Source organism: Rheinheimera sediminis, assembly GCF_004005375.1.
Lineage (GTDB): Bacteria > Pseudomonadota > Gammaproteobacteria > Enterobacterales > Alteromonadaceae > Pararheinheimera.
This window is the reverse complement of sequence record NZ_RZUF01000017.1, coordinates 64,273-86,101: the sequence shown is the minus strand read 5'-3', so window position 1 is coordinate 86,101 and position 21,829 is coordinate 64,273. Positions and strand designations below refer to the sequence as shown.

Below are 21,829 nucleotides of genomic sequence, written 5' to 3'. Positions count from 1 at the left end.
CCTGAAATGGGGGACAAAAACCGGAATTGGCGGATATTTTCTGAGAAAACCCTGTCGATTTTGCCTGTGCTTTATGTAATTTTTGTGAATACTAGCCTGAGTTAAAACAAGACTCAAATGTTCTGTGGGCTTTCGGCCTGCTGATTTTCTGTGTTTATACTAGTACTATGGTTTTTTAATCCGAATTCAGGAGTTCAGCATGCGTCAATTGAGCGGTTTACTGCTGTTTGTTTTATCTCTGACAGGTTGTCAGCAAGCCTACTATGCCACCATGGAAAAATTTGGTGTGGAGAAACGTGAAATCCTGGTCAATAGGGTAAAAGAGGCTCGTGATGCGCAGCTTGAGGGGCAGCAGCAGTTCAAAGACGCGCTGGACGAGCTCAGCCAGTTATTGCAATTTCATGGTGGTGATTTACAGCAAAAATACGAAGTTCTGGATTCTGAATACAAGCAAAGTATCAAAGCCGCAGAGCTGGTAAGTTCCCGTATCGACAAAGTAGAGTCTGTAGCCGAGGCATTGTTCAGTGAGTGGCGTGATGAGCTTGAACAGTACCAAAACGCAAGTTTAAAAGCTCAAAGTAAACAAAAGCTGGTCAGTACCGAAAAGCAATTTCGTCAGTTGTTGAGTAAAATGCGTTCTGCAGAAAATAAAATGCAACCTGTACTCAAAGTTATGCAGGATAATGTTCTGTTTTTAAAGCATAATTTAAACGCCAAAGCTATTGGTTCTATTCAAACCGATTTCGCAACTCTGCAGCAGGATGTACGTAATTTGATCAGTGAAATGAACAAGGCGATAGCAGATTCGAATAAGTTTATTGCACAGATGCAGTCTGGCTCTTAAGTTCAGTACTGAGAATCAGGTTCAATTGCTTCACACAGCGTTCGGAAATAGTTTTTTTACCCAGCATCAGATGAATGCTGCTTTGATGCAACAGAAAAGGCAATAGTCTGAGCTTTGAAAATTCTTGATGCTGATGAATATGATAATGTGCCACGTTTTGGTCCACTATCGAATACTGGGCGCGGCCTTGAACCACCATCTGTAAGCGCCTGAATTCCTCCGCTACGTGAAACAAACGGTTTTGCCCTTCGTTTTGTTTGAAGCGTTCAAATTCCTCGCCATAGTAGCCTGCTGTATTCACGGCTCCTGACCAGCGTTTGCTGGCCAGTTGATAAAAATCTGTGCTGGTTCTGAGATCTGGATGTTGTGCTAATAAATCGGTGTTCAGTACTGCTGTAATATGTTCTTCCCTATAGGGCAGAGAAAAATAGGCGTATTTGGCTCGCTCTGTTGTGTAAGATGCGGCAAAGAGCAGGTCCAGCTCACCCTGCTCCAGCTGCTGTAACGCACGTTGTTCTGACATTCGGACCAATTGCAAAGCGCTGCCCAGCCTATGAGTTAAGCGCCGGACTAGCTCAATATCCGAACCCGATATTCTTTCATCTTGCAGTTGAACATAAGGTAACCAGTCGTTGTTATAAGCCATCCGCATAGGTACGGGGCAAGGAGAGGCTGCAGAAACTGCAGCGCAGGAAAGCGCGGAGCAGAGCAACAGAATCCTCATTGGCATAGTCCCTGATTGCAGTCGTTGTTCTGACTATAGTCAAAAATTGCATCTGTGCTTTTTTCTGTGCTGATCTCTAGAGTTTATGGCTTACTGACCTCAGGTGTCATTGGGGCAGGTTTTAGTAATTCCAGTTGGGCCTTGGCTTGTTGCTCCTCATCTTTTTGTTTGATACGGACCAGCGAAGCGTAAAACTGAGCTGCAGTGAACGACTGAGTAGACTGAATTAAATCGCTGACATCAGCTGTACTTTCTTGCAGCATCTGGCTGAAAATCTCCAGATGCCCATTTTTCTGTAACAAAGGTGCTAGATTCGTCTCTTCCGCACCATCCCTAATGGTGTAGTACTTTAAAAGCAATTCAGCTCTTGCCGCCAGACTCTGGCGTGGTATGTCTGCTACAACGGCTGGAGCTGTTGTTAACTTGACTGGCTCAGTTTCAATTTCAGGCTGCTCTGAGACAACCAGGGGTTGGCTGAAGGAGGTAAACAAAAAAGCGGAGACAATCAAACCACTAAACAGACCCCAGAAATAACTCAACAATGGTGTGGGTTTATACATAACAACCTGTCCGACTACGGCTTAACAACAAAATTCAGGCTTGATTATAACTGTCTGGCTGGTAGTAAGGGCAATCTTTTATAGCTTTTTTCCTACTGCTACACGAGAACAAAGCCAGATTTCTGTGTATTCCGGCTTTGTCTCTCACTAGCATTTAGCTCTGAGGTTTTAAATCAATCTGCACTTGGCCTGGCACTATATCTAAACGCACCTGATGGGCACTGCTGTTGTCTTTTAAACCATCCAGATATTGCCAGTAACCTTGGGTCTTTTTATCTTTACTGAAGGTCAAACTAAAGACTAAACCATTACCCTGATGCAAATAGCTCATGACTTTGCTGGCTGCTTTATTGTCGGTTAGCTCAAAAGTAATAAAGTCTTTCAGTCTGGTATTGGCACTGAAAACTCCAGACACAACGGGATGAGGATTGTCACCGTATTCATGGCCTGTAGTTTGTAGCTTGTCTGGGTGAGGTAAGAGTTGCTGACTTTTAATATCGTATTTATCGCCACCCTGCAGATAGCTTAAACGGATATTTTCCATTTGAAAGCCAAGCGAGTTTTTCACCTTTCTGGCCTGACGTAAATCAATCACAGTTACGCCTCCAGAGCCTAAAGCCTGAAACTGCCGGGTTTTGGCCTGATAAAACAGCGCTGAGTCTTCATCCACACCATAGCCTATAGCAGAATCCGATTTCTGTTCCGCTACTGCCACGATCAGACGGCCAAACCGGGCTCTGCGATCAAAGTGTTGATCAATTATGCCTTCGGGGAAAAAACCTAAACCTCGGCGTAATTGCAGCGGCTCATCCGCGGCTTCATCGATTTGTGTATCAGGCTGAGCAATTGCTCCTGCTAATGCTGTCCAGGATGAGCCTGAAACAATCATTGTTTCACTCATAATTGCCGCGCCTGCACTGGTGCCGCCGATAATGCCGCCGCTTTGATAGAGTTGCCAGATAGCATCAAGAACAGGGCTGTTTTTCCCTTCAGCTCTTAAGGTATCAACCAGATAATTTTGGTCGCCCCCTAAAAACCAGACCGCTGTGGCTTGTTGCACTTGAGCCGCTAGTTTTGGGTCTGCAGCGTTATGGCGCCATAAGGATTCATCTTCTGTGGTGCTTTTGTCATCCTTCACTGCTATCGGCACTAATTGCACCTGCTGCTCAGGCACGCCGTAGTAGGCTAAATCCTGCTGGAATTGGCGAAAGTATTTCACAGGCTGGCTACTGGCAGCAGGGATCACCATGACTTTAGCTTTCGCAGTGCCACCCGCACTTTGAATAAATTGCTGGTAGACCGCCTTGTTGGAACTGGCTAAAGCGCCACCCACAATCATCAGTTCGCCTTGCGACTGAGCCTTTGCGGATAAAAAGGGGCTGCCAAGGCTCAGACCAAGAGCCAGCAGATAGGTTATTTTCATCAGGTTTTACTCCACTTTGCTTTATTGACGTTGTTACTTCTGCTTCATCTGTTGCCCGCTCCGGCATCTTTGGCCTGGTTTTTTCAGTGATCTTTGTCTGGCAACGGCCTGAGCATAACAAAAGCCTTATTCGGCTCAAAGGATTAAGGATGGGGAGTGGTTGAAATAACCCGCAGATAAAAAGCATTGCAGCAGATGCGGTTACGGAGCTGACTTTGCCCTGATATAGTGCTCAGATAAACTCAGAATGTGGTGACTAGATGAAACATTGTGCACTGCTGCTGGCAGTAATGACGTTAAGTGCAGGAGGTTGTGTGGGGAATGCATCAATAGATCAACAGGACTTGCGTCGTCAGATTGGTCAAAAATTAATGATCGATTTAAGGCATTTTTGCATTGAGGGCTCATCCGCAGAATGCAAAACCGATTTAACTGAGTTACCCAAAGAGTTTGCAGATGCCGTCAGGCAGTTGCATTTAGGTGGCGTTATTTTATTTGCTAATAACTTAAAAGAAAAAGAGCAAATACGTCGATTAACAGCGGATTTACATCGGGCAAGCAGTGATGATCTGCCATTACTGATAGGTATTGATCAGGAAGGAGGCCGGGTGGCTCGTCTGCCGACTCAAGAGTTTCCAGCCTTTGCCGGTAATATGGCCATAGGTGCTACTTTTGCAAGATCTGGCAACCGCTTCGCTACTGATGTTGGCCGATCTATAGCGCGGCAATTAAGCTCGCTTGGTATTAACTTAAATTTCGCGCCCAGCCTGGATGTGAATAATAATCCGGCTAACCCTGTGATTAATGCCCGCTCTTTTGGCGATAACCCTGTTGCGGTAGCAGCGGCGGGCGGCGCTATGCTGGATGCTATGCAACAGGCAGGCGTCTTAGGCACCATTAAACATTTTCCTGGTCATGGAGACACTCATGTAGACAGTCATACAGGTTTACCTTTGGTTGAGCATGACAGAGCCACAGTCGAAGCTGTGGATTTGTATCCATTCAGGCAGCTGATAAAAGTGCATCAGCCTGCCATGGTGATGACAGCTCATATTCAGTATCCTGCGTTGGATAACAGCAGCTTAACCAGCAAATCCGGTGAGGCGCTGATTAAACCCGCTACTTTATCCCGTGCCATTCTTACGGACTTGTTACGCGAGGACATGGGCTTTCAGGGCATCATTATTACCGATGCACTGAATATGGCGGGCATCAGTCAGTTTTTTACCCCCTCGGAAGCTGTGATCCAAACCTTTGCGGCTGGCGCTGATATAGCGCTGATGCCTTATGAAATAAAAACGCCTGCCGATATGGCGGCTTTGGCAAGGCTTATTGATGAGGTTGTGCTGGCTGTACAACAAGGCCAGCTAAACAGCACTGAAATAGCCCAATCAGCCCAGCGGATCACCAGATTGCGCCAGCAGCTGAAAGTCAGCCCGGCACAGCAGTCTTTACCTGACAGCATAGGTTTAGAGCAGGATCTGCAATTGGAGCGACAACTGGCAGAGGCAAGCCTGACACAGGTTGGTACAAATAAATTACAGTTACCACTTAATCTGGCCGCTTTAAAACTACACCTGATTGCGCCCGATCAAACCAAATGCCAAAGCTGGATGCAGGCGTTAAGCGGGTGGGGCATAAAGGCGAAGTCAGTTACTTGTAGTGATTTAACTTCTTTTGAGCAAAAGCTGGCTTTACAGCAAATAGCTCAGGCTGATCTGGTATTAGGTTCATTGATCTCGCCAGCTCAAAGTGCAGCTGAGTTGGGGGTATTGGCTGACTTACAGGCTTTACCTGCGATGAAACTAACAGTGATAGAGCAAAAAAAGCTGTTAGTTGAGCTGTTACAACAAGCTAAGGCTGCAGGCAAAAAAACAGTGATGGTGTCTTTACGTACCCCTTATGACCTAACTGATTTCAGCAATAGCGCTGACTTACGATTGGCTACCTATAGCTATAACCAGAAATCGCAAACTGCAGAGCGACCATTTTCAGGGCCAGCTTATGATGCGGTGATTGGATTTTTACTGGGGGAAGTGGAAGCTGCTGGCCAGTTGCCAGTGTTATTAAAATAACGGAATGAGGATCAACAATGACAGTGGTTATTCAAGCTCTGGATCAGTTGCTCAGTACTATGCAGCCGACACTGGAGCCAGAGGTGTATGTGTATTCTGTCTGGCCTTTGGATAAAAGCTGGCAGGGTCCTGTACCTCTGGCCACCTTTAAAGAAAAAGAAGGTCTGACTTTAGTGCTGACAGAACAGCAGGCAACGGACTATCAGCTGGATATTTTGTTCAGAGCGCGTTGGATCAGCCTAAGGGTACATTCTGACTTACAAGCTGTGGGGTTAACCGCAGCCTTTGCTACGGTATTAGCTAATGCTGGTTTAAGTTGTAATGTATTTGCCGGCGCTTTTCATGATCATATTCTGGTGCCTGTGCATCAGGCAGAAGCCGCGCTGCAAGCCTTACAACAGCTGCAGCAAAGTAAAACCTTGTAAAACTGATAAAGGAATAAAGGAAGAAGTGATGTCACTACAACAAGTATTTGGTTGGGGCACATTGCGACTGGCTCTGGCTGGACTCATAGGCGCACACGGTTGGCACAGGGCCTTAAACGGCGGTATAGGACCCTTTGGTCAGTGGTTGGATAATCAGGGCTGGCCCATGGGAGTATTAATAGCAGTCGCTATTACGGCTTTTGAAATTATCGGCACCTTGTTTCTGGCACTCAACCGCTATGTCACTTTGGTGTGTTTGGGGTATGTTGGGATTTACGCCACTGGTATCGCAATTCTGCACGCCAAAGCAGGCTGGTTTGTGGTAGGGCCTGGCCGCAATGGCGCTGAATTCAGTGCTTTGTTAATACTAGTGTTACTGTCAGTTGCAGTACATCATTTGCCCTCACGACGTTAAGGGACCAGGCAACGGCAGGCTGTATTTTCACCATTCAGCCAAAAGCCGGGCAATTGCGTAGTGCCCCTGATAATGCCATCCAGCAGGCTGGCGTTATCGCTACATAGCAAATCTGTGGCGAGGGGGCCGGCGTAAAGCAGTTGTTGATGCTGAAACAGCAATAATAGCGGCGCGGCTATGACATCCAGCCCAAGTGCTTTGGCTTCTTCCAGTTCCAGCTCTTTGATCGCCAAATCAGACTGACGTTGTTGCATCCGCTGTAAATGCCCCTTAGCAAAAGAGCTGCAGCTGCAGTCTGGGTCAGTGATCAGCACAGCTTGCCATGTATTGTCGGGCAGCAGCTGTTGGCGTAGTTTGTGTTGTACTTGCGCTGGTAAAAGTGGCTGTTGTTGCCACAAACCTTGCTCATCGAATACACCATAATGATTTAAAAAAAACCAATAAAAAGCTGCTGCGCTACTCGTGATCCAGAGTATGAGCAAAACTACAGCAGCTTTTACTCGGCTGGTTGTGCGTTGTTGTTTCAACTGCTGAATCTGTTGGCTTCAGTCGCCAGCTGGTTGGCTACCTGTTCAATCTGGGTTGTGCTTTGTTTTACTTTTTTGCTACGCTGCATTTGAGTGGTGGTGCTGTCGTTCAAGTACAGCGCGGCTTGTGCCATCTCTGAGCTGGCATTGCGTTGTTGCTCTAAAGAACTTGCCATAATGCCCGCTGAGCTTGCTACGGACTGGGCTTCGCCTGTAATAGTGCTCAGTAACTCATCACTGCGTTTGGCTAAACTAACGGTATGATCGACCTGGCTTAAACAATGTTGAACTGAGCGTACCGAACTCTGGCTTGCATCTGTTAAGGTTTGGATCATACGCTGAATTTGTTCAGTAGATTGCTGAGTACGGCTTGCCAGAGTACGAACTTCGTCTGCAACAACCGCAAAACCCCGGCCTTGTTCTCCTGCCCTTGCCGCCTCTATAGCGGCGTTTAAAGCCAGCAAATTGGTTTGTTCGGCAACGCTTTTAATCACCTCAAGTACTGTTGTGATTTCTTTGCTGGATAAGGCCATACTATCGACTTTTTGTCCCGCATCTCGCAAGGTAACGGCCAAAGTAGAGATTGCAGATATGGTTTGGTCGACCGATGCTTTTCCCGACACCGAACTTTGTTCCGCTTGCTTGGCTGCAGAAAGCACAGCTGCAGCTAATTCCCCCAGTGCTTCAATACTTTGCGCCATTTTTTCAGAACCGGCTGCAATGCGTTTTACCTGAGTGTTTTGCTCATTCATACCTAAGACCAGTTGTTGTCCGTCCTCAGACAAATGTGCACTCTCCTGGTGAAGCATAGCCACTGATTGATGAATGGTTTGTACTGTGTGCTGAATACCCTCCAGCGCTTGATTAAATTGTTGTACCAGGCGTGATTGGATATCGGGACAACGTACAGTGAGATTGATTTGAGCAGGGTCAGCGACCAACTCTTTGGTCGTCTCCGAGAACGCCAGGCCCACCATAGCCTCTTTGTAGGAATTCAGGGTTATAATAATAAGCACTGCAGATTCAACTACTACATAAGCGGCATGTACCATGACGTTGCTAAAAGTTGCGTCCTGTGCCGGCAGTAAAAACACAGCATTATGCTGAGTTTGCAGGTAAGCAAATAACAAGTGATGCACAGCTATAGTGCCAGCAGCCACTGCTATCACCATCCAGTCTCTAAAGGCGCTTAACACCGCTAACAACACAAAAATACCAAAGTGCAGCTCAGTCACACCGTTGGATTGATGAATATGCAAAGCGCAAAACAACATAAAAGACACGCCAAAGGCGATACGAGACAAGCGATGGTCCCTTAAGGTCTTGTACAGTACAAAAGGAACAATTAAGGCGGGCAGGCCAATGAGTAAAGCGGCTCCCCAGCTTTGATGCCAGCTGGCTAGTGCCAGAGATAACAACATCAGTGCCAGGTTAATACTGTTCATTATACGGAATGCTTGCTGACGGAATGGGTAGATGTGCATAAGAACCTCGTTTGACCTGATAGCTTTGCGAAACTAGCGTTTTTACTAGAATAATAGAATTCAGTATCTATGTTTTGATTTTATCAATTTTATCAATTTAAAGCTGTGCGGTCTAATTTTTATTTTTTGTATTGGTTTACGCTTTAGAATAATAATAGAGCAACTATTGAGTTAAACACCTGTATTCTTAGGATAAAGTATATTTTTTTACTGATTTTCGTCATCAAAAAATCATGAAAGCTGACTAGAGTAGTTTTTTTTCGGAGGGACTATGTCGAATTTCAGCAGACGCGATTTTCTTAAAAACAGTGCTTTTTTAACCGGCGCTGCCTGGTTGAGTACTGCAGTACTTGGTTGCAGCAGCTCAGTCAAGACAGCCACCAACCCCAGCTCAATACAGTTTTTACATGGTGTTGCCAGTGGCGATCCTTTAGCTGATCGCTTAATTTTATGGACTAAAGTTACAGCTGAGCAAGAACCTGATTCTGTGCAGTTACTATTGGAGGTAAGTGACAGCGCAGATTTTTCCGCGATACAACATCAACAGCTGTGTTTGGCGCGCAAAGAAGCCAACTACAGCTGTAAAGTAGATTTAACAGGTTTAGAGCCGGGCCGCAGTTACTATTATCGTTTTAGAGATAGCAATACAGTATCCGCGGTCGGCCATGGTAAAACACTGCCAGTAGGTTCTGTGTCTCAGGTTCGTTTTGCAGTCTTGTCTTGCTCAAACTATCCAGCTGGTTATTTCCATGTGTATCAGCAAGTGGCACAACAAGAGTTGGATGCAGTGCTGCATTTGGGCGATTATATTTATGAATACCAGCAAGGCGGTTATGCCGCAGAGCGTTCTGTTGAATTAGGCAGGACTCTGGCAGCAGATAATCAGAACGAAATTATCAGTTTGACAGATTATCGCAACAGATATGCTTTGTATCGCAGTGATAAAGATTTACAGCAAGCTCATGCCAGCCACAGTTTTATTTGTGTTTGGGATGATCACGAGATTACCAATGATGCCTGGACAGATGGTGCTGAAAACCATCAGCCAGATGAAGGTGATTATCAGGCTCGCAAATTGAACGCGCTGCAGGCCTATTATGAGTGGATGCCAATACGTCCTTTGGTTTCAGGACAGCAACAAAGTTTGTATCGCAGCTTTGTTTTTGGTGATTTAGTTGATTTGTATATGCTCGATACGCGGATTGAAGGGCGTAATGTGCAGTTGGAGTATAAAGACTACACCGATCAAAGCACCAAAGCTTTTGACACTAAGCGTTTTATCAGCGATTTGACCAGTCAAAACCGAACTTTGCTTGGGCAAAAACAGCAGCAATGGCTGCAAACTCAATTAATGCGCTCTAAAGCTCAGTATCAGGTGTTAGGTCAGCAGGTATTGATGGCGAAGATGCTGTTTCCATCTGAGTTGTTGTCGGCATTTTCTAAGCCAGGCCCTGAGTTAGTCGAAAAAATTGCCCAGTTAGCAGCGTTAAAGCAGCGTGTAGCTGAAGCTGATACCAGTCTGAGTGCAACAGACAAGCAACGTATCGAGTCTGTTGTCGCTTATAACCTGGATGCCTGGGATGGCTATCCTTACGAGCGTGAACTGATTTATCAAACTGCGCAGCAGCAGAACAGGCAACTGGTGGTATTGGCAGGTGATACTCACAACGCCTGGGCTTCGACTTTACATGATCAGCAAGGTAAGAAAGTGGGAGTAGAGTTGGCGACCCCTTCAGTCAGTTCGCCTGGTATTGAAACCTATCTGAAGTTGAATACAGCTCAAGTTGAGCATCTGGCCAAGGTGTTGCCGAAATTGATCAACGAGCTGGACTACTGCAATTTGCATCAGCGTGGTTTTTTGTTGGTAGCTTTTGGCAAAGAGCAAATGGACGCACAGTGGTTTTTTGTCGATGACATTACGACAAAGCAGTATCAGACCAGGTTAGGGCATCAGCAAAGTTATAAGCTTTAGTTTACCTTTAAATACCAAAAAGCCACCTCGCGGTGGCTTTTTTAGTGGGTGCGCCGGGCATAGCGCGTTGCGCGTAAGCGCAACCAGATAGAGTTGTTTTACTTCGCTTGTTTCGCCAACTGGTAGCGTCTTAAGCTCAAAAATCCAACAGAAAACAGGCTCAGTATAAGTACTGGCCAGTCGCTCCAAATACTGTATAGCGTGCGGCCTTGCACTAATGCAACGTCGCCAGTTAATACCCCTTCTTCAAACTGAGGTAAACGATTTAGCTCTTTGCCATCAGCTGCCACTGTGGCTGTAATGCCGTTATTGGTGGCTCGCAGCAGAGGGCGACCTAATTCCAGCGCGCGCATTCGGGCAATTTCCAGATGCTGATGGGGACCTATAGAATCACCAAACCAGGCGTCGTTGCTGACCGTTAGCAGAAAGTCAGTGTTGTCGTTGAAATTGGCAATCATCTGGCGTGGAAAGGCAATCTCAAAACACAAAGCGGCTAGCAGCGAATAGCCATTGGCCTGTAAATTGGGTTGCAGCCAGTCGCCACGACTGAACGAACTCATTGGCAAGTTAAACAGCGGAGCCACATATTTCAGTACGTCCTGAAAAGGTACAAATTCGCCAACAGGCAATAAATGATGTTTCCGGTAGCGATTGCTGGTGCTGTATCTGTAATCGCCGCCAGTGGCTTCTTTGCCTGATTTACCCAGAACTATCATGCCGTTATAGGCATCACCGTTTTCTTTATAATCCAGAATACCTGTGACCACAGCCGTATTGTTTTCTGCCGCCAGCATATCCAGATTAAATAAATACGCCAAAGCCAAAGGTTCAAGTTGTGGAATGGCCGCTTCAGGCCAAATCATAATATCGGCATTCAAGTGTGGACGGCTCAGCTCCATATACTTGCGCATAGTGATAGCTTCTTGCTCCGGATCCCAGCGTAAATCCTGCGCTATATTGCCTTGTACTAAGGCAACCTTGACCTGCTCGCCTGTCTCTTGCCAGCCTTTGATTGTGTCCAGAGCTGGGCTGACTATCAATACTATGGCGGCTATCGCAGGCCAAACCCATAACTTACGTTGCACAGCAACAGCGACAGAGCCCGCTATTAACAGCATTAAAAAGCTGATGCCGGTTTCGCCTACGACGGGCGCCCAGGGTGCCATCCAGCCATCGGTTTGACTGTAACCTACAGACAACCAGGGGAAACCCGTTAAGAACCAGGAACGGATATTTTCAGCGATAAACCAGCTGGAGGCTAACAGCAGCGGATACCAGAAATTGCCGCGAAAACGCCAGCTAAACCAGATGGCAAGGGCAGGGAATAAAGCCAGATAAGCTACCAGCACTGCCATAATAGCCAAACTGGCAATCAGCGGCATACCACCAAAGGTAGCAATACTGACATGCACCCAGCTAATACCTACACCAAACCAGCCTAAGCCATAAGCATAACCAAACAGGGCCGCTTGTTTTGGATTTTGCGCCTGCAGCAGATACCAGGCCAACACAGACAGAGTCAGCAGTGGCAACATATGGTAAGTAAAAGGGGCAAAAGCTAAGGTGTTTAATGCACCCAGCCCTGCTAAAAGCAGGGCTGGGAACCAGGTCGTTTTCGACAACAAAAAAAGTTAATCCTTCTGTAGCGCTGAAGTGTCTGCTGCAGTTTTGGCGCGAATAACCTGCAGCTGCACCAGACGTCTGCTATTGGCTTTGCTGACTTTAAAGGTCAGATTTTGCAGTTCAATAGTTTCGCCTTTTTCCGGCATATGACCAAAAGCATGCAGCACAATACCGCCTATAGTGCCGGCTTCTTCTTCATCGAAGCTGGTGCCGAAACTTTCGTTAAACTCATCTACAGGGGTTAAAGCACTGACCTGATAGACATGGCTGGCCATTTTTTTGATATCTACATCTTCTTCATCGTCGTGTTCGTCTTCGATTTCGCCGACAATTTGTTCAAGGATATCTTCAATGGTAATAAGGCCGGACACGCCACCGTATTCGTCGACCACTATGGCCATATGGTAACGTTTCTGGCGGAATTCTTTTAATAAGGCATCCACTCTTTTGCTTTCAGGAATGATCACCGCAGGACGCAATAAATCACGCAGGTTCCATTCTGTGTTGCCTTGTAAGCTATGCTGCAGTAAGTCTTTCACCAGCAGAATGCCTTCGATATGGTCTTTGTCTTCGTTGACCACTGGATAACGGCTGTGGTTATTTTCCAACAGCAGCGGCATCATTTGCTCAAGGGACTGGTCAATGTTAATGGTGGCCATCTGCGAGCGGGGCACCATAATGTCGCGGGCGCGCATTTTGGAGACATCCAAAACACCCTGCAACATACTTTGAGTGTCGTTATCAATCAGCTTGCGCATGGCAGCTTCATTAATAACTTCAACCAGATCAGATAAATCTTGTGGTTCTGCAGTAAAAATCGCTGCTATTCTGTCAAGCCAGGATTTTGTTGCAGAACCCCGACTAGAGTGGGAATGGTCGTCACCCATGAGTGAACTTAAGCTCCAAGTAGTTTAAAAATAATACCCACAATCATTGGGGTAAGTGAGAAACAAAATACCAGTTAATCTTCTAAAATATAAGGGTTCTTTATACCCAATTGCTGCAAAATCAGAATTTCTTCTGCTTCCATCTCTTCAGCGTCTGCGTCATTTATATGGTCAAAGCCCAATAAATGCAAGCAACCGTGCACCACCATATGAGCCCAGTGATGGTGTAATTCTTTGCCTTGCTCTTTCGCTTCAGCAGCCACCACCTGTGCACAAATCACTAAATCACCTAATAATGGCAATTCTTCGACACCAGGTGGTAGTTCAAAAGGAAAGCTCAGCACGTTAGTCGGTTTATCTTTTTCGCGATAATCAAAGTTTAATTGCTGACTTTCTTCTTCGTCGACAATACGCACTGTGACTTCTGCTATTTCCTGAAACGGCAAAATAGCGGCTTCCAGCCAGTGCTGAAATTGAGCTTCTGTAGGCAGGTTTTGCGCTTCGCTTGCCAGCTGTAAATCCAGGGTAATGCTCATGGTTTAGTCTTTACTCGTATTAGCTGCAGCTTGGGCGGCTTCTTTTGCTACAAGCTTTGCAGCTTGTTTTTCAGCCTCAAGCGCTTGTTGCTTTTTCTCTTCAAAAGCCTCGTACGCCATGACAATTTTTTGTACCACGGGATGACGCACCACGTCTTTGGCTTTAAAGAAGTTAAAACTCAGCTCCGGCACATCGGACAATACATCCATCGCGTGCTTTAAGCCTGAGTACTGGCCCCGTGGTAAATCCACTTGCGTAACATCGCCTGTGATCACCGCTTTGGCGTTAAAGCCAATACGGGTCAGGAACATCTTCATTTGTTCCACTGTGGTGTTCTGGCTTTCATCCAGAATAATAAAAGCATCGCTTAAAGTACGGCCACGCATATAAGCCAGAGGGGCTATTTCAATCACGCCACGCTCTAAGTACTTTTCTACTTTTTCAAAACCTAACATTTCAAATAAAGCGTCGTACAAAGGCCGCAGGTAAGGGTCAACTTTCTGGGCTAAATCACCAGGTAAAAAGCCCAGTTTCTCACCGGCTTCGACCGCAGGGCGGGTCAGCACTATACGGCGAACTTCACCTTTTTCCAGCGAGTCGACCGCACAAGCCACAGCTAAATAGGTTTTGCCTGTACCTGCAGGGCCAATACCAAAAGTGACGTCGTGACGCTGAATATTGCGCACATAAGCACTTTGATTGGCGTTGCGGCCTTTGACGGCACCTTTTTTGGTTTTGATACTGACCTGTTCTTCGTCGAACTGCTGCTCTGTCGGGTCCTGCTGCTGTTGCTGGATCACCAGATGCACTTGCTCCGGGCTTAACGGCACAGCCTTGCCCTGGGCAGTGGTGGTTTCGCTATACAGAGTTTCGATAATGTGTTTTACCGGCTCAAGCTGATCCGTTAAGCCGACTAAACGCAGCTGATTATCGCGGTAGGACACTTGGACACGGTAGCGGCGTTCAATCTGACGTAAGTTATCGTCAAAGGGGCCCCATAAAAAAGCCAGACGCTGAGGTTCAAAAGGGGAGAGAGAAAATTCTAAGCTGGTTATTGGATTATCCAAAAGTCCTGTCTCTTTTGTTTAGCCTTAGTACCAGACGCTGCCGCTTTGTTGACCTGGTGCACCAGCCCCAGTCACATAGTGAACTATGCTCCAGGGGACTGCCGCCCTTGTCGTCGCGCTGCAACGCCAATTACTTTGGCTGGTGTAGTGAAGATATCTTCTTAAGGAGTAAAAGTTGCCACTCCCAATTCGTCTGTTTTTGCCGCTTTAGCTGCCATAATTTGTTGTGGCGATACTTCACGACGTAAATCCATGTCTTTTTCAGTGCGGATCACTTTACCTTTTAATGAGTTGGTAAAGACATCTGTCACTAAAATATCTACAAACTGACCAATCATATCTGGCGAACCTTCAAAGTTCACCACACGATTGTTTTCCGTACGTCCGGTCAGTTCCATAATGTCTTTTTTCGACGGGCCTTCCACCAGAATACGTTGTTCAGTGCCGAGCATAGCACGGGCAATTTGCAATGACTGCTGGTTTATACGGTCCTGCAGTATATACAGACGTTGTTTTTTCTCATCTTCCGATACATCGTCCGGTAAATCTGCTGCTGGTGTACCAGGACGTGCGCTGTAGATAAAGCTGAAGCTCATATCAAAGTTGATGGCTTTGATTAAATCCATAGTGGCTTCGAAGTCTTCTGCGGTTTCACCAGGGAAGCCGATAATAAAGTCAGACGACATACATAAATTCGGTCGTACTTTTTTCAGGGCACGAATTTTTGATTTGTATTCGATGGCGGTATGGTTACGTTTCATCAGCGCCAGAATACGGTCTGAACCTGATTGCACAGGTAAATGCAGGTGATCCACCAGCTCAGGCACGTCACGGTATACTTCGATAATATCGTCTGTAAATTCAACAGGGTGCGACGTGGTGTAACGAATTCGGTCAATGCCGTCTATGGCCGCGACTAAACGCAATAACTCAGAGAAATGGCAGATTTCGCCATCAAAAGTTTCACCACGGTAGGCGTTGACGTTTTGACCCAACAGATTGACTTCACGTACACCTTGTTCCGCCAGTTGGGCTACTTCCAGCAAGACATCATCCAGTGGGCGGCTGACTTCTTCGCCACGGGTGTAAGGCACTACGCAGAAGGTACAGTACTTAGAGCAGCCTTCCATAATAGATACGAAAGCCGTTGGGCCATCGGCTTTAGGCTCTGGCAGGCGGTCAAACTTTTCGATTTCAGGGAAGGATACATCCACCACAGGAGAGCGGTCGCCATGCACAGCGTTAATCATTTCCGGCAAACGGTGCAGGGTTTGTGGCCCGAACACGATGTCGACATAAGGGGCGCGATCACGAATGGCTTTGCCTTCCTGTGAAGCGACGCAACCACCCACCGCAATAATCAGATCCGGGTTTTTCTTTTTCAGCGGACGCCAGCGACCTAACTGATGGAATACCTTCTCCTGTGCCTTCTCACGAATAGAGCAGGTGTTCAGCAGGATCACGTCCGCTTCAGCAGCATCTTCAGTCAGAGTGTAGCCATGAGTTGCATCCAGCAGGTCCGCCATTTTGGATGAATCGTATTCGTTCATCTGGCAGCCCCAGGTCTTAATGTGCAGCTTTTTGCCCATTTGTGTTCTAGCCCGTAAAAAAGTTAACGCCAAGAAAAAGGACGCGCATTTTATCCTAGTAGCTCTTGAAGTGCCAGCAGTGGATCGGCTTCTGCCGGATTTGTTCATTTATAGCTTTTTAGCCTTGATCTGTCTTGCCAGTTGCGGTGCTTCGCAATTAAAGTGAATTTTTATCCCCCCGCCGTGCTGGCCTACGGTGAAAGGTGCAAGCAAGTTTATGATGTTGGTTCTACCTATCACTATGGCCTATGCCGAGGGGTGCTATACCGCTGCTTTGCGGATAGGTAGCCAACGGCAGCCAGTCAATCTGCTGTTGGACATCGGATCTGCTGCTTTGGCTGTGCGGCACAGTGTTTATCAGCCTTATGAAGATACTGTGGTTGAGCTGAGCGCTGATGTTCAGATCATGAGTTATGACGCTGTTGGCCAGAAACTCGATGCTGGGTTTGCCGCTAGAGCAGTTGCAACTCTCTGACTGACCAGCTATTTCACTAACCCTCATAGGGAATGATTGTCATCAATCCGACGTGGTTTTAAGGGTAGAATCCAGTGCGTATTGGCAAATCAATGCGCCCGCAGAGGGCCAGGCCATGTTTTTAATCGCCAGCCAGTTAGCAGGCTGGGCCAGTCAGGGTATTTTGGGTTTGCCGGTGATGAATAATAAATATTGTATTTTTGACCGCTCTGCCGATAACGCTATGGGCTTGATTAAGGTGGCAGACGCAAGATGAGATTGGAGCAAAGGCATATACGGCATCAAGGCTTCGAACTTACGCCTTTGGATTCCGGCGACAGGACATTGTTTATAGGTCTTTTTAATGATCCGATGGTTATGCAGTACATAGGCACGCCATTAACTGATAAAAAGGCCACTCGGTTGTTCCAGCAGGCTCTGACACCAAAGTCTGATTCTGTCTACTATTACTGGTCTGTATCTGAGGCGGACGGCACTAAGATTGGGATTGCGGCGCTTATAACGCAACAACAAGGTGTGGCTGAGTTCGGTTTGATGTTGTCGCCAGAATTTTGCTTTAAGGGGTATTCGGTTCCGATCCTGTCTGGTTTGATTAACTTTGGTTTCAGGCAATGGCGGCTTGACACTGTGGTAGCTAAACACCAGATCAATCATTTAGCTTCCGCTCGTTTGCTCAGGCGACTAAGTGTGCAGAGAGTAAGTAGTGATGGCGAGTATTGGTTCTGGCAATTAGAACGAAATTATTGGGTTGAGCTTAACCAGCGACCACCTTATCTATGCATGAATGGTAACTAAATTAATGACAACAGTTTCGGGTTCTTTAGTCTGTGTGGGTACTGGAATGACGATGGCGTCCCATATCACGCCATTAAGTCAAAGTTATATAGAGCAGGCCGATGTGGTTTTTTCACTAATGTCACATGGTGTGGTCGAGAAATGGCTGGAAGCAATGCATCCTGATGTACGCAGCCTGCAGCGGTATTACTCTGAAGGCCAGGACAGGAAAATCAGTTACCGCCAGATGGTAGACGCCATGTTGGCCGAAGTTCATGCCGGTAAAAAGGTAGTGGGAGCATTTTATGGTCACCCTGGTGTTTTTGCCTGGGTGCCGCATAAAGCTATTGCGGAGGCGAGGCAACAAGGCTACAAAGCTCATATGGAACCTGGTGTGTCAGCCGAAGACTGCTTGTTTGCCGATTTAGCTATTGATCCCGGTCGTTACGGTTGTCAGCACTTTGAAACCACCCAACTGATGATTTACCAGCGCCGGATTGACCCAAGTGCTTATCTGATTTTATGGCAAGCCGGAGTGGCTGGGGATCTATCCACAGCTCGTTTTCATACCAATACACAGCGATTGGCGTTATTGGTCGAGCTGCTGTCTGAGTATTACCCGGCACAGCATCCGGTTATTTTGTATGAAGCCTGCACTTTGCCGATTGGCGAACCCAGAATGCAGCAGGTCAATTTGGCAGAGTTGCCTGATGCAGATATTTTTTTGCATACAACGCTGGTCTTACCGCCGGCAGAAAAGCTAATGCCTAATTTGGCGATGCAGGCGAAATTAGCTGCTTTAATGCATGAAACTTGAGACAGCTCAAATTGGGACTCTGAATTTAACCGCAAAAAAATGCTATCGTGTTCACAACAAAAAAGGAAAATCTATGAGTAATTTACTGAGTTTTATTACCAGTTTTGGTTCAAGTGCGGAATTGCGTTCATTAAACCCTGAACAGCTGCGTGAGCGTATGGAACAACAAGGCCTCACTGAACAGCAAATCAGCGTGATTTTGTCTGGCGATCGTAATGCTATTGCCACTATGGTCAAAACCAGCGGCGATATCGTCTGCTGTGTTTTGCCTGACAAGCCGGACGATCAAGAGCCTGATGATGAAGAAGAAAAAGACCAAAAGCCTCAAAGTTTAAAAGCTGCAGTGTAATGAAAAACTGGCTGTCATGGTTTGATGTATTGCTTATGGCCATTTTGGCCGGCATTTTTATGCCTTCAGCTATGGCAGCCAATTCACTTGATGTAGATACTTTTGAGTCATTATTTAGCTCTAATACCAAAGCTTTTATTGAGCATGTAGATAAGCTCTCTGCTGAGCCTGCTCTTGGCTGGAGCGCACAAGATAAAATCACATTGGCATTTTATGTCGGGCGCGCTGCGATTTTACGCAGCGATTATGCGGTTGCCGAATCGTCACTGCTCAAAGTACTTAATCTGTCTGAAGATCTAACCTTAAAATACAGAGCTGTAGTGTCTTTGGTGAATTTACACCAGCATACGGGCAATTTTTATCAGGCATTTAGTTATGGTTTACAGTTTAGTGATGAACAATTTGTTGAAGTGGCAGATGAAGTAAAAGCAAGTGGTCTTATGGCAATGGCCTTAGCTTTGATGGATTCTGGTTTGTATGACGAGTCTGCAAATTTAGTGCGGAAAATACAGCTTGAAAAAGTATCAGCCAGAGTTCGTTGTGCCGCCTTATACTTAACCAGCCAGATTGCCTACAAAAGTAGTGTTTTTGTTAAGCCATTAGAACAAATAAAAACAGATAACGAGCAGTGTTTTGTTGAAAATCAAATGCTGTATGCTTTGTTAACAGACAGCGCCATTAGCATTATTTACCTGAATCAGCATCAACCTGAATTGGCTTTAGACTTACTGCAGACAAAAAATGCAGCAGTAAGCCAACTGGGATACGACAATTTAACGTTGATGTGGCTGGCCATTCGTGCCAGCGCTTATGCGACCCATCAAAATAAAACTGCCGCAAAGGACAGTGCAAAACAGCTTGAAAACTCCTTACATTCCAAAGCTATGGAAAATTCGCTTGAAGTGGCCTTACTGGCCTATCAGGGCCTGGCTGCGAGTTATAAATTACTGGGTGATCAGCAAAAAGTAGTGCAGTACCTTGAGCTGTATCAGCACACCTATCAAAAAGCCAATAACAGGCAAATGACAGCGGCGCTGGCCTATTATGCGGCCCTGATGCAGGCGGCGCAGCGTAAACAGGAAATTAGCCTGTTGAATCAGCAAACCCGGCAGCTGCAACTGGAAAACGACTTGGCCATGGCCGAATCTGTCAATAACAGGCTGTACCTGCTGGTGGCCGTCACCTTGCTATTACTGCTGGTCACTGTGTTATACCGGACGCATCGCTCCGGCATTAAGCTGAAAGAGCGGGTTACTTTTGATAAGTTAACCAAAGTATTTAGCCGGGATCATTTTGAAGATTTATTGGCTAGCAGCTTAAATCAGGCGCAAAGCCAGCAGCAAAAACTCGGTTTTGTGTTGTTTGACCTGGACCATTTTAAGCAGGTGAATGATAACTACGGTCATCAAACCGGCGACTGGGTATTACAACAGGCGGCCACCGCAGCGCAGCAATGTTTGCGTAAAAGCGACGCTTTAGGCCGTATAGGCGGCGAAGAGTTTGCCATTTTGCTGCAAGACTGCGATTTAGACATGAGCCGTGCTTTGGCTGAATCAGTGCGTCAGGCGATAGAGGATATTGATACAGCTTTGATAGGGCACAGCTTTAATGTAACGGCAAGCCTTGGTGTCAGCACAGCGCAGGATTGCGGCTACAGTGCCCGTAAATTGTTCTCCAGTGCCGACGAAGCGCTGTATCAGGCCAAACAACGAGGCCGCAATAAAGTGATGCCGGAAGTGTAATAACGGAGTCAGGTAAGGGGTCTGGCTTTTAAGCCTGACCCCGAGCCACCAGATCGGCTCAGGGAACTATTAGGGTCAGGCAGCAAGTGCCAGACCCTACTGCAACATGCAAGGACTTACCCCGTAGAGGAAACAATGGAAGCCTTTGGCGTAATTCAGTTTTGGACTTTTTTGGCTGGCGTGGTGGTTATCATCCTGATGCCAGGGCCAAACAGCCTGTTTGTGCTGAAAACCAGCATAGTGTTGGGGCCAACCCATGCCTGGCGGGCTCTTGCTGCTGTGTTGTTAGGTGATGCGACCTTGATTTTGCTGTCCTACCTTGGGCTTGCCTCCGTGCTGTTAGCTTCACCTGAATTGTTCCGCTGGATCCGCTACTTAGGCGCTGCTTATTTACTTTTTATCGGCGTACAAATTTTATTGAGTTTGCGCCAGCCCGCCGCTAAGCCAGATCCGGATGCGCCTGTAGATCTGACTGCAACGGTAAAAACCGGCTCGGTATTTCGTAAGTCGTTGTTATTAAGCCTGACCAACCCCAAAGCCATTTTGTTTTTCCTGTCGTTTTTTATCCAGTTTATCGATGCCAGTTTTAACCCTAACTGGGTGCCTTATCTGGTATTAGCGCTGGTGCTGGAGCTGGTCAGCCTGCTGTACTTAACCACGCTGATTTACGCAGGCGCCGCCATAGCGGGCTTCTTTAAAGACCAACCCAAAGCAGGACAGGCCGGGAATTTGCTGTTAGGGCTTTTGTTTACCGGCTTTGCGGTGAGATTAGCTTTGGCTTGAAAGCAAGGTTAATTTCAGTAGAATTTTTGAATTGTAGTTGATAGCAAATTTTGCCTTGTCGTAGTTAAAAAGTTTATACAACTGTTTCTGTTGACGACTATACTTGTTGCCTGCGCATAATGTGCGCATTCAATGCGCGTTAAGCTGGGGTGGGTATGAACATTACATTAGGTTCAGAATTTGAAAAACGTATCAATGAGAAAGTAGCTTCAGGGCTTTATACCTCTGCCAGCGAAGTGATCCGTGAAGGTCTGAGATTGCTTTTCGAAAAAGATATGGCGAAGCAACAGCAGTTGGAAATATTAAGGCAAGAAGTTTCACGCGGTTTTGAGCAACTTGCTGCCGGCGAGAAATCTACGAAAAGTGCATTAGATATTTTTGATGAAGTCAGCAGTGGCGTAAATGGCTGAATACCAGCTTTCACCGCTTGCTGTGTCGGATATCAAAGACATATCTGCAGTGACAATTGAGACTTGGGGTAAACAACAAGCCAGATTTTATCTGGAAAAGTTACACAATACTTTGCTGATGTTGGCTAACAATCCCGACTTAGGGCTACAGCGGGATGAGGTTTTTAGTGGCGCTAAAAGCTTTTTATCAGGCAAACATATTATTTTCTATCGATCTGGTCCTCGTGGTATTGAAGTAGCCAGAGTATTACACCAACGTATGGATTTGCATCACCAGTTTGGTGATGAAAGGCTTTAAATCACCCTTTACTATCATCTAACTTGATG

Annotated in this window: 24 protein-coding genes; 14 read left to right on the top strand and 10 right to left on the bottom strand. The window is 46.4% G+C overall.

The annotated features are described in order from the left end of the window. The first annotated feature begins 199 nt into the window (after positions 1 to 199). Entirely contained in the window at positions 200 to 844 is a 645-nt protein-coding gene (locus EMM73_RS12940; RefSeq protein WP_127686909.1) for a DUF2959 domain-containing protein, read from the top strand. Here EMM73_RS12940 and EMM73_RS12935 read toward each other — a convergent pair. The 3 genes from EMM73_RS12935 to EMM73_RS12925 form a co-directional block, all read right to left on the bottom strand. Then, entirely contained in the window at positions 816 to 1,568 is a 753-nt protein-coding gene (locus tag EMM73_RS12935; protein WP_186435212.1) for a substrate-binding periplasmic protein, read from the bottom strand. The genes EMM73_RS12940 and EMM73_RS12935 overlap by 29 nt on opposite strands. 83 nt (positions 1,569 to 1,651) lie before the next feature. Beyond that, positions 1,652 to 2,128 (bottom strand): hypothetical protein, encoded by a 477-nt coding sequence (locus EMM73_RS12930; protein WP_127686905.1) that lies wholly within the window; start codon positions 2,126 to 2,128, stop codon positions 1,652 to 1,654. Positions 2,129 to 2,282: 154 nt separating this feature from the next. Beyond that, positions 2,283 to 3,551 (bottom strand): cyanophycinase, encoded by a 1,269-nt coding sequence (locus EMM73_RS12925; RefSeq protein ID WP_127686904.1) that lies wholly within the window; start codon positions 3,549 to 3,551, stop codon positions 2,283 to 2,285. Between the two features lie 260 nt (positions 3,552 to 3,811). Between EMM73_RS12925 and EMM73_RS12920 the strand changes: the two genes are divergently transcribed. Genes EMM73_RS12920 through EMM73_RS12910 form a run of 3 tightly spaced genes read left to right on the top strand, consistent with a single transcriptional unit; the run spans position 3,812 to position 6,466 of the window. Further along, the gene (locus EMM73_RS12920; RefSeq protein ID WP_222422661.1) at positions 3,812 to 5,626 is read left to right on the top strand and encodes a glycoside hydrolase family 3 N-terminal domain-containing protein; all 1,815 of its coding nucleotides are present in this window, start codon (positions 3,812 to 3,814) and stop codon (positions 5,624 to 5,626) included. A gap of 17 nt (positions 5,627 to 5,643) precedes the next feature. After that, positions 5,644 to 6,051, top strand: a complete 408-nt coding sequence (locus tag EMM73_RS12915) for an ACT domain-containing protein (RefSeq protein ID WP_127686902.1) — start codon at positions 5,644 to 5,646, stop codon at positions 6,049 to 6,051. Positions 6,052 to 6,079: 28 nt separating this feature from the next. After that, positions 6,080 to 6,466, top strand: a complete 387-nt coding sequence (locus tag EMM73_RS12910) for a DoxX family protein (RefSeq protein ID WP_186435211.1) — start codon at positions 6,080 to 6,082, stop codon at positions 6,464 to 6,466. Here the strand turns inward: EMM73_RS12910 and EMM73_RS12905 are convergent. Further along, a complete protein-coding gene (locus EMM73_RS12905) occupies positions 6,463 to 6,993 on the bottom strand; it encodes a DUF6436 domain-containing protein (protein ID WP_127686898.1) in 531 nt (176 codons plus the stop codon). The genes EMM73_RS12910 and EMM73_RS12905 overlap by 4 nt on opposite strands. After that, positions 6,990 to 8,438, bottom strand: a complete 1,449-nt coding sequence (locus EMM73_RS12900; protein WP_222422660.1) for a methyl-accepting chemotaxis protein — start codon at positions 8,436 to 8,438, stop codon at positions 6,990 to 6,992. The genes EMM73_RS12905 and EMM73_RS12900 overlap by 4 nt, the downstream gene beginning before the upstream one ends. 310 nt (positions 8,439 to 8,748) lie before the next feature. Between EMM73_RS12900 and EMM73_RS12895 the strand changes: the two genes are divergently transcribed. Further along, positions 8,749 to 10,449, top strand: coding sequence for an alkaline phosphatase D family protein (locus EMM73_RS12895; RefSeq protein WP_127686895.1), 1,701 nt, complete (start codon positions 8,749 to 8,751; stop codon positions 10,447 to 10,449). A gap of 98 nt (positions 10,450 to 10,547) precedes the next feature. On the opposite strand, the gene lnt is transcribed toward EMM73_RS12895, so the two are convergent. The 5 genes from lnt to miaB form a co-directional block, all read right to left on the bottom strand. Beyond that, on the bottom strand, positions 10,548 to 12,074 hold the full coding sequence (gene lnt, locus EMM73_RS12890) for an apolipoprotein N-acyltransferase (RefSeq protein WP_127686893.1): 1,527 nt from the start codon (positions 12,072 to 12,074) through the stop codon (positions 10,548 to 10,550). A 6-nt stretch (positions 12,075 to 12,080) separates the two neighbouring features. Then, complete coding sequence (locus tag EMM73_RS12885; RefSeq protein ID WP_127686891.1) at positions 12,081 to 12,959, bottom strand: HlyC/CorC family transporter; 879 nt, start codon at positions 12,957 to 12,959, stop codon at positions 12,081 to 12,083. A 74-nt stretch (positions 12,960 to 13,033) separates the two neighbouring features. Beyond that, the gene (ybeY, locus tag EMM73_RS12880) at positions 13,034 to 13,495 is read right to left on the bottom strand and encodes an rRNA maturation RNase YbeY (RefSeq protein WP_127686889.1); all 462 of its coding nucleotides are present in this window, start codon (positions 13,493 to 13,495) and stop codon (positions 13,034 to 13,036) included. Positions 13,496 to 13,498: 3 nt separating this feature from the next. Next, positions 13,499 to 14,563, bottom strand: a complete 1,065-nt coding sequence (locus tag EMM73_RS12875; protein WP_127686887.1) for a PhoH family protein — start codon at positions 14,561 to 14,563, stop codon at positions 13,499 to 13,501. A 161-nt stretch (positions 14,564 to 14,724) separates the two neighbouring features. Continuing rightward, positions 14,725 to 16,152 carry a tRNA (N6-isopentenyl adenosine(37)-C2)-methylthiotransferase MiaB gene (gene miaB, locus EMM73_RS12870; RefSeq protein WP_127686885.1) on the bottom strand — a complete coding sequence of 476 codons (1,428 nt, stop codon included), beginning with the start codon at positions 16,150 to 16,152 and terminating at the stop codon, positions 14,725 to 14,727. A gap of 217 nt (positions 16,153 to 16,369) precedes the next feature. On the opposite strand from miaB, the gene EMM73_RS12865 reads away from it, so the two are divergent. From EMM73_RS12865 to EMM73_RS12825, 9 genes are all read left to right on the top strand, one after another. Next, entirely contained in the window at positions 16,370 to 16,627 is a 258-nt protein-coding gene (locus EMM73_RS12865) for a hypothetical protein (RefSeq protein WP_127686883.1), read from the top strand. A 52-nt stretch (positions 16,628 to 16,679) separates the two neighbouring features. Beyond that, on the top strand, positions 16,680 to 16,883 hold the full coding sequence (locus EMM73_RS12860; protein ID WP_127686881.1) for a hypothetical protein: 204 nt from the start codon (positions 16,680 to 16,682) through the stop codon (positions 16,881 to 16,883). Beyond that, positions 16,880 to 17,422, top strand: coding sequence for a GNAT family N-acetyltransferase (locus tag EMM73_RS12855; protein WP_127686879.1), 543 nt, complete (start codon positions 16,880 to 16,882; stop codon positions 17,420 to 17,422). The genes EMM73_RS12860 and EMM73_RS12855 overlap by 4 nt, the downstream gene beginning before the upstream one ends. A 4-nt stretch (positions 17,423 to 17,426) precedes the next feature. Next, positions 17,427 to 18,218, top strand: a complete 792-nt coding sequence (locus EMM73_RS12850) for an SAM-dependent methyltransferase (RefSeq protein WP_186435210.1) — start codon at positions 17,427 to 17,429, stop codon at positions 18,216 to 18,218. Positions 18,219 to 18,291: 73 nt separating this feature from the next. Further along, entirely contained in the window at positions 18,292 to 18,567 is a 276-nt protein-coding gene (locus EMM73_RS12845; protein WP_127686877.1) for a hypothetical protein, read from the top strand. After that, positions 18,567 to 20,309: a GGDEF domain-containing protein gene (locus EMM73_RS12840; protein WP_127686875.1), complete on the top strand. Its 1,743-nt coding sequence runs from the start codon at positions 18,567 to 18,569 to the stop codon at positions 20,307 to 20,309. The genes EMM73_RS12845 and EMM73_RS12840 overlap by 1 nt, the downstream gene beginning before the upstream one ends. Before the next feature lie 135 nt (positions 20,310 to 20,444). Continuing rightward, complete coding sequence (leuE, locus tag EMM73_RS12835; protein ID WP_127686873.1) at positions 20,445 to 21,092, top strand: leucine efflux protein LeuE; 648 nt, start codon at positions 20,445 to 20,447, stop codon at positions 21,090 to 21,092. 155 nt (positions 21,093 to 21,247) lie between these two features. Next, positions 21,248 to 21,502, top strand: coding sequence for a type II toxin-antitoxin system ParD family antitoxin (locus EMM73_RS12830; protein WP_127686871.1), 255 nt, complete (start codon positions 21,248 to 21,250; stop codon positions 21,500 to 21,502). Next, positions 21,495 to 21,800 carry a type II toxin-antitoxin system RelE/ParE family toxin gene (locus EMM73_RS12825; protein WP_127686869.1) on the top strand — a complete coding sequence of 102 codons (306 nt, stop codon included), beginning with the start codon at positions 21,495 to 21,497 and terminating at the stop codon, positions 21,798 to 21,800. The genes EMM73_RS12830 and EMM73_RS12825 overlap by 8 nt, the downstream gene beginning before the upstream one ends. Positions 21,801 to 21,829: the final 29 nt, after the last annotated feature.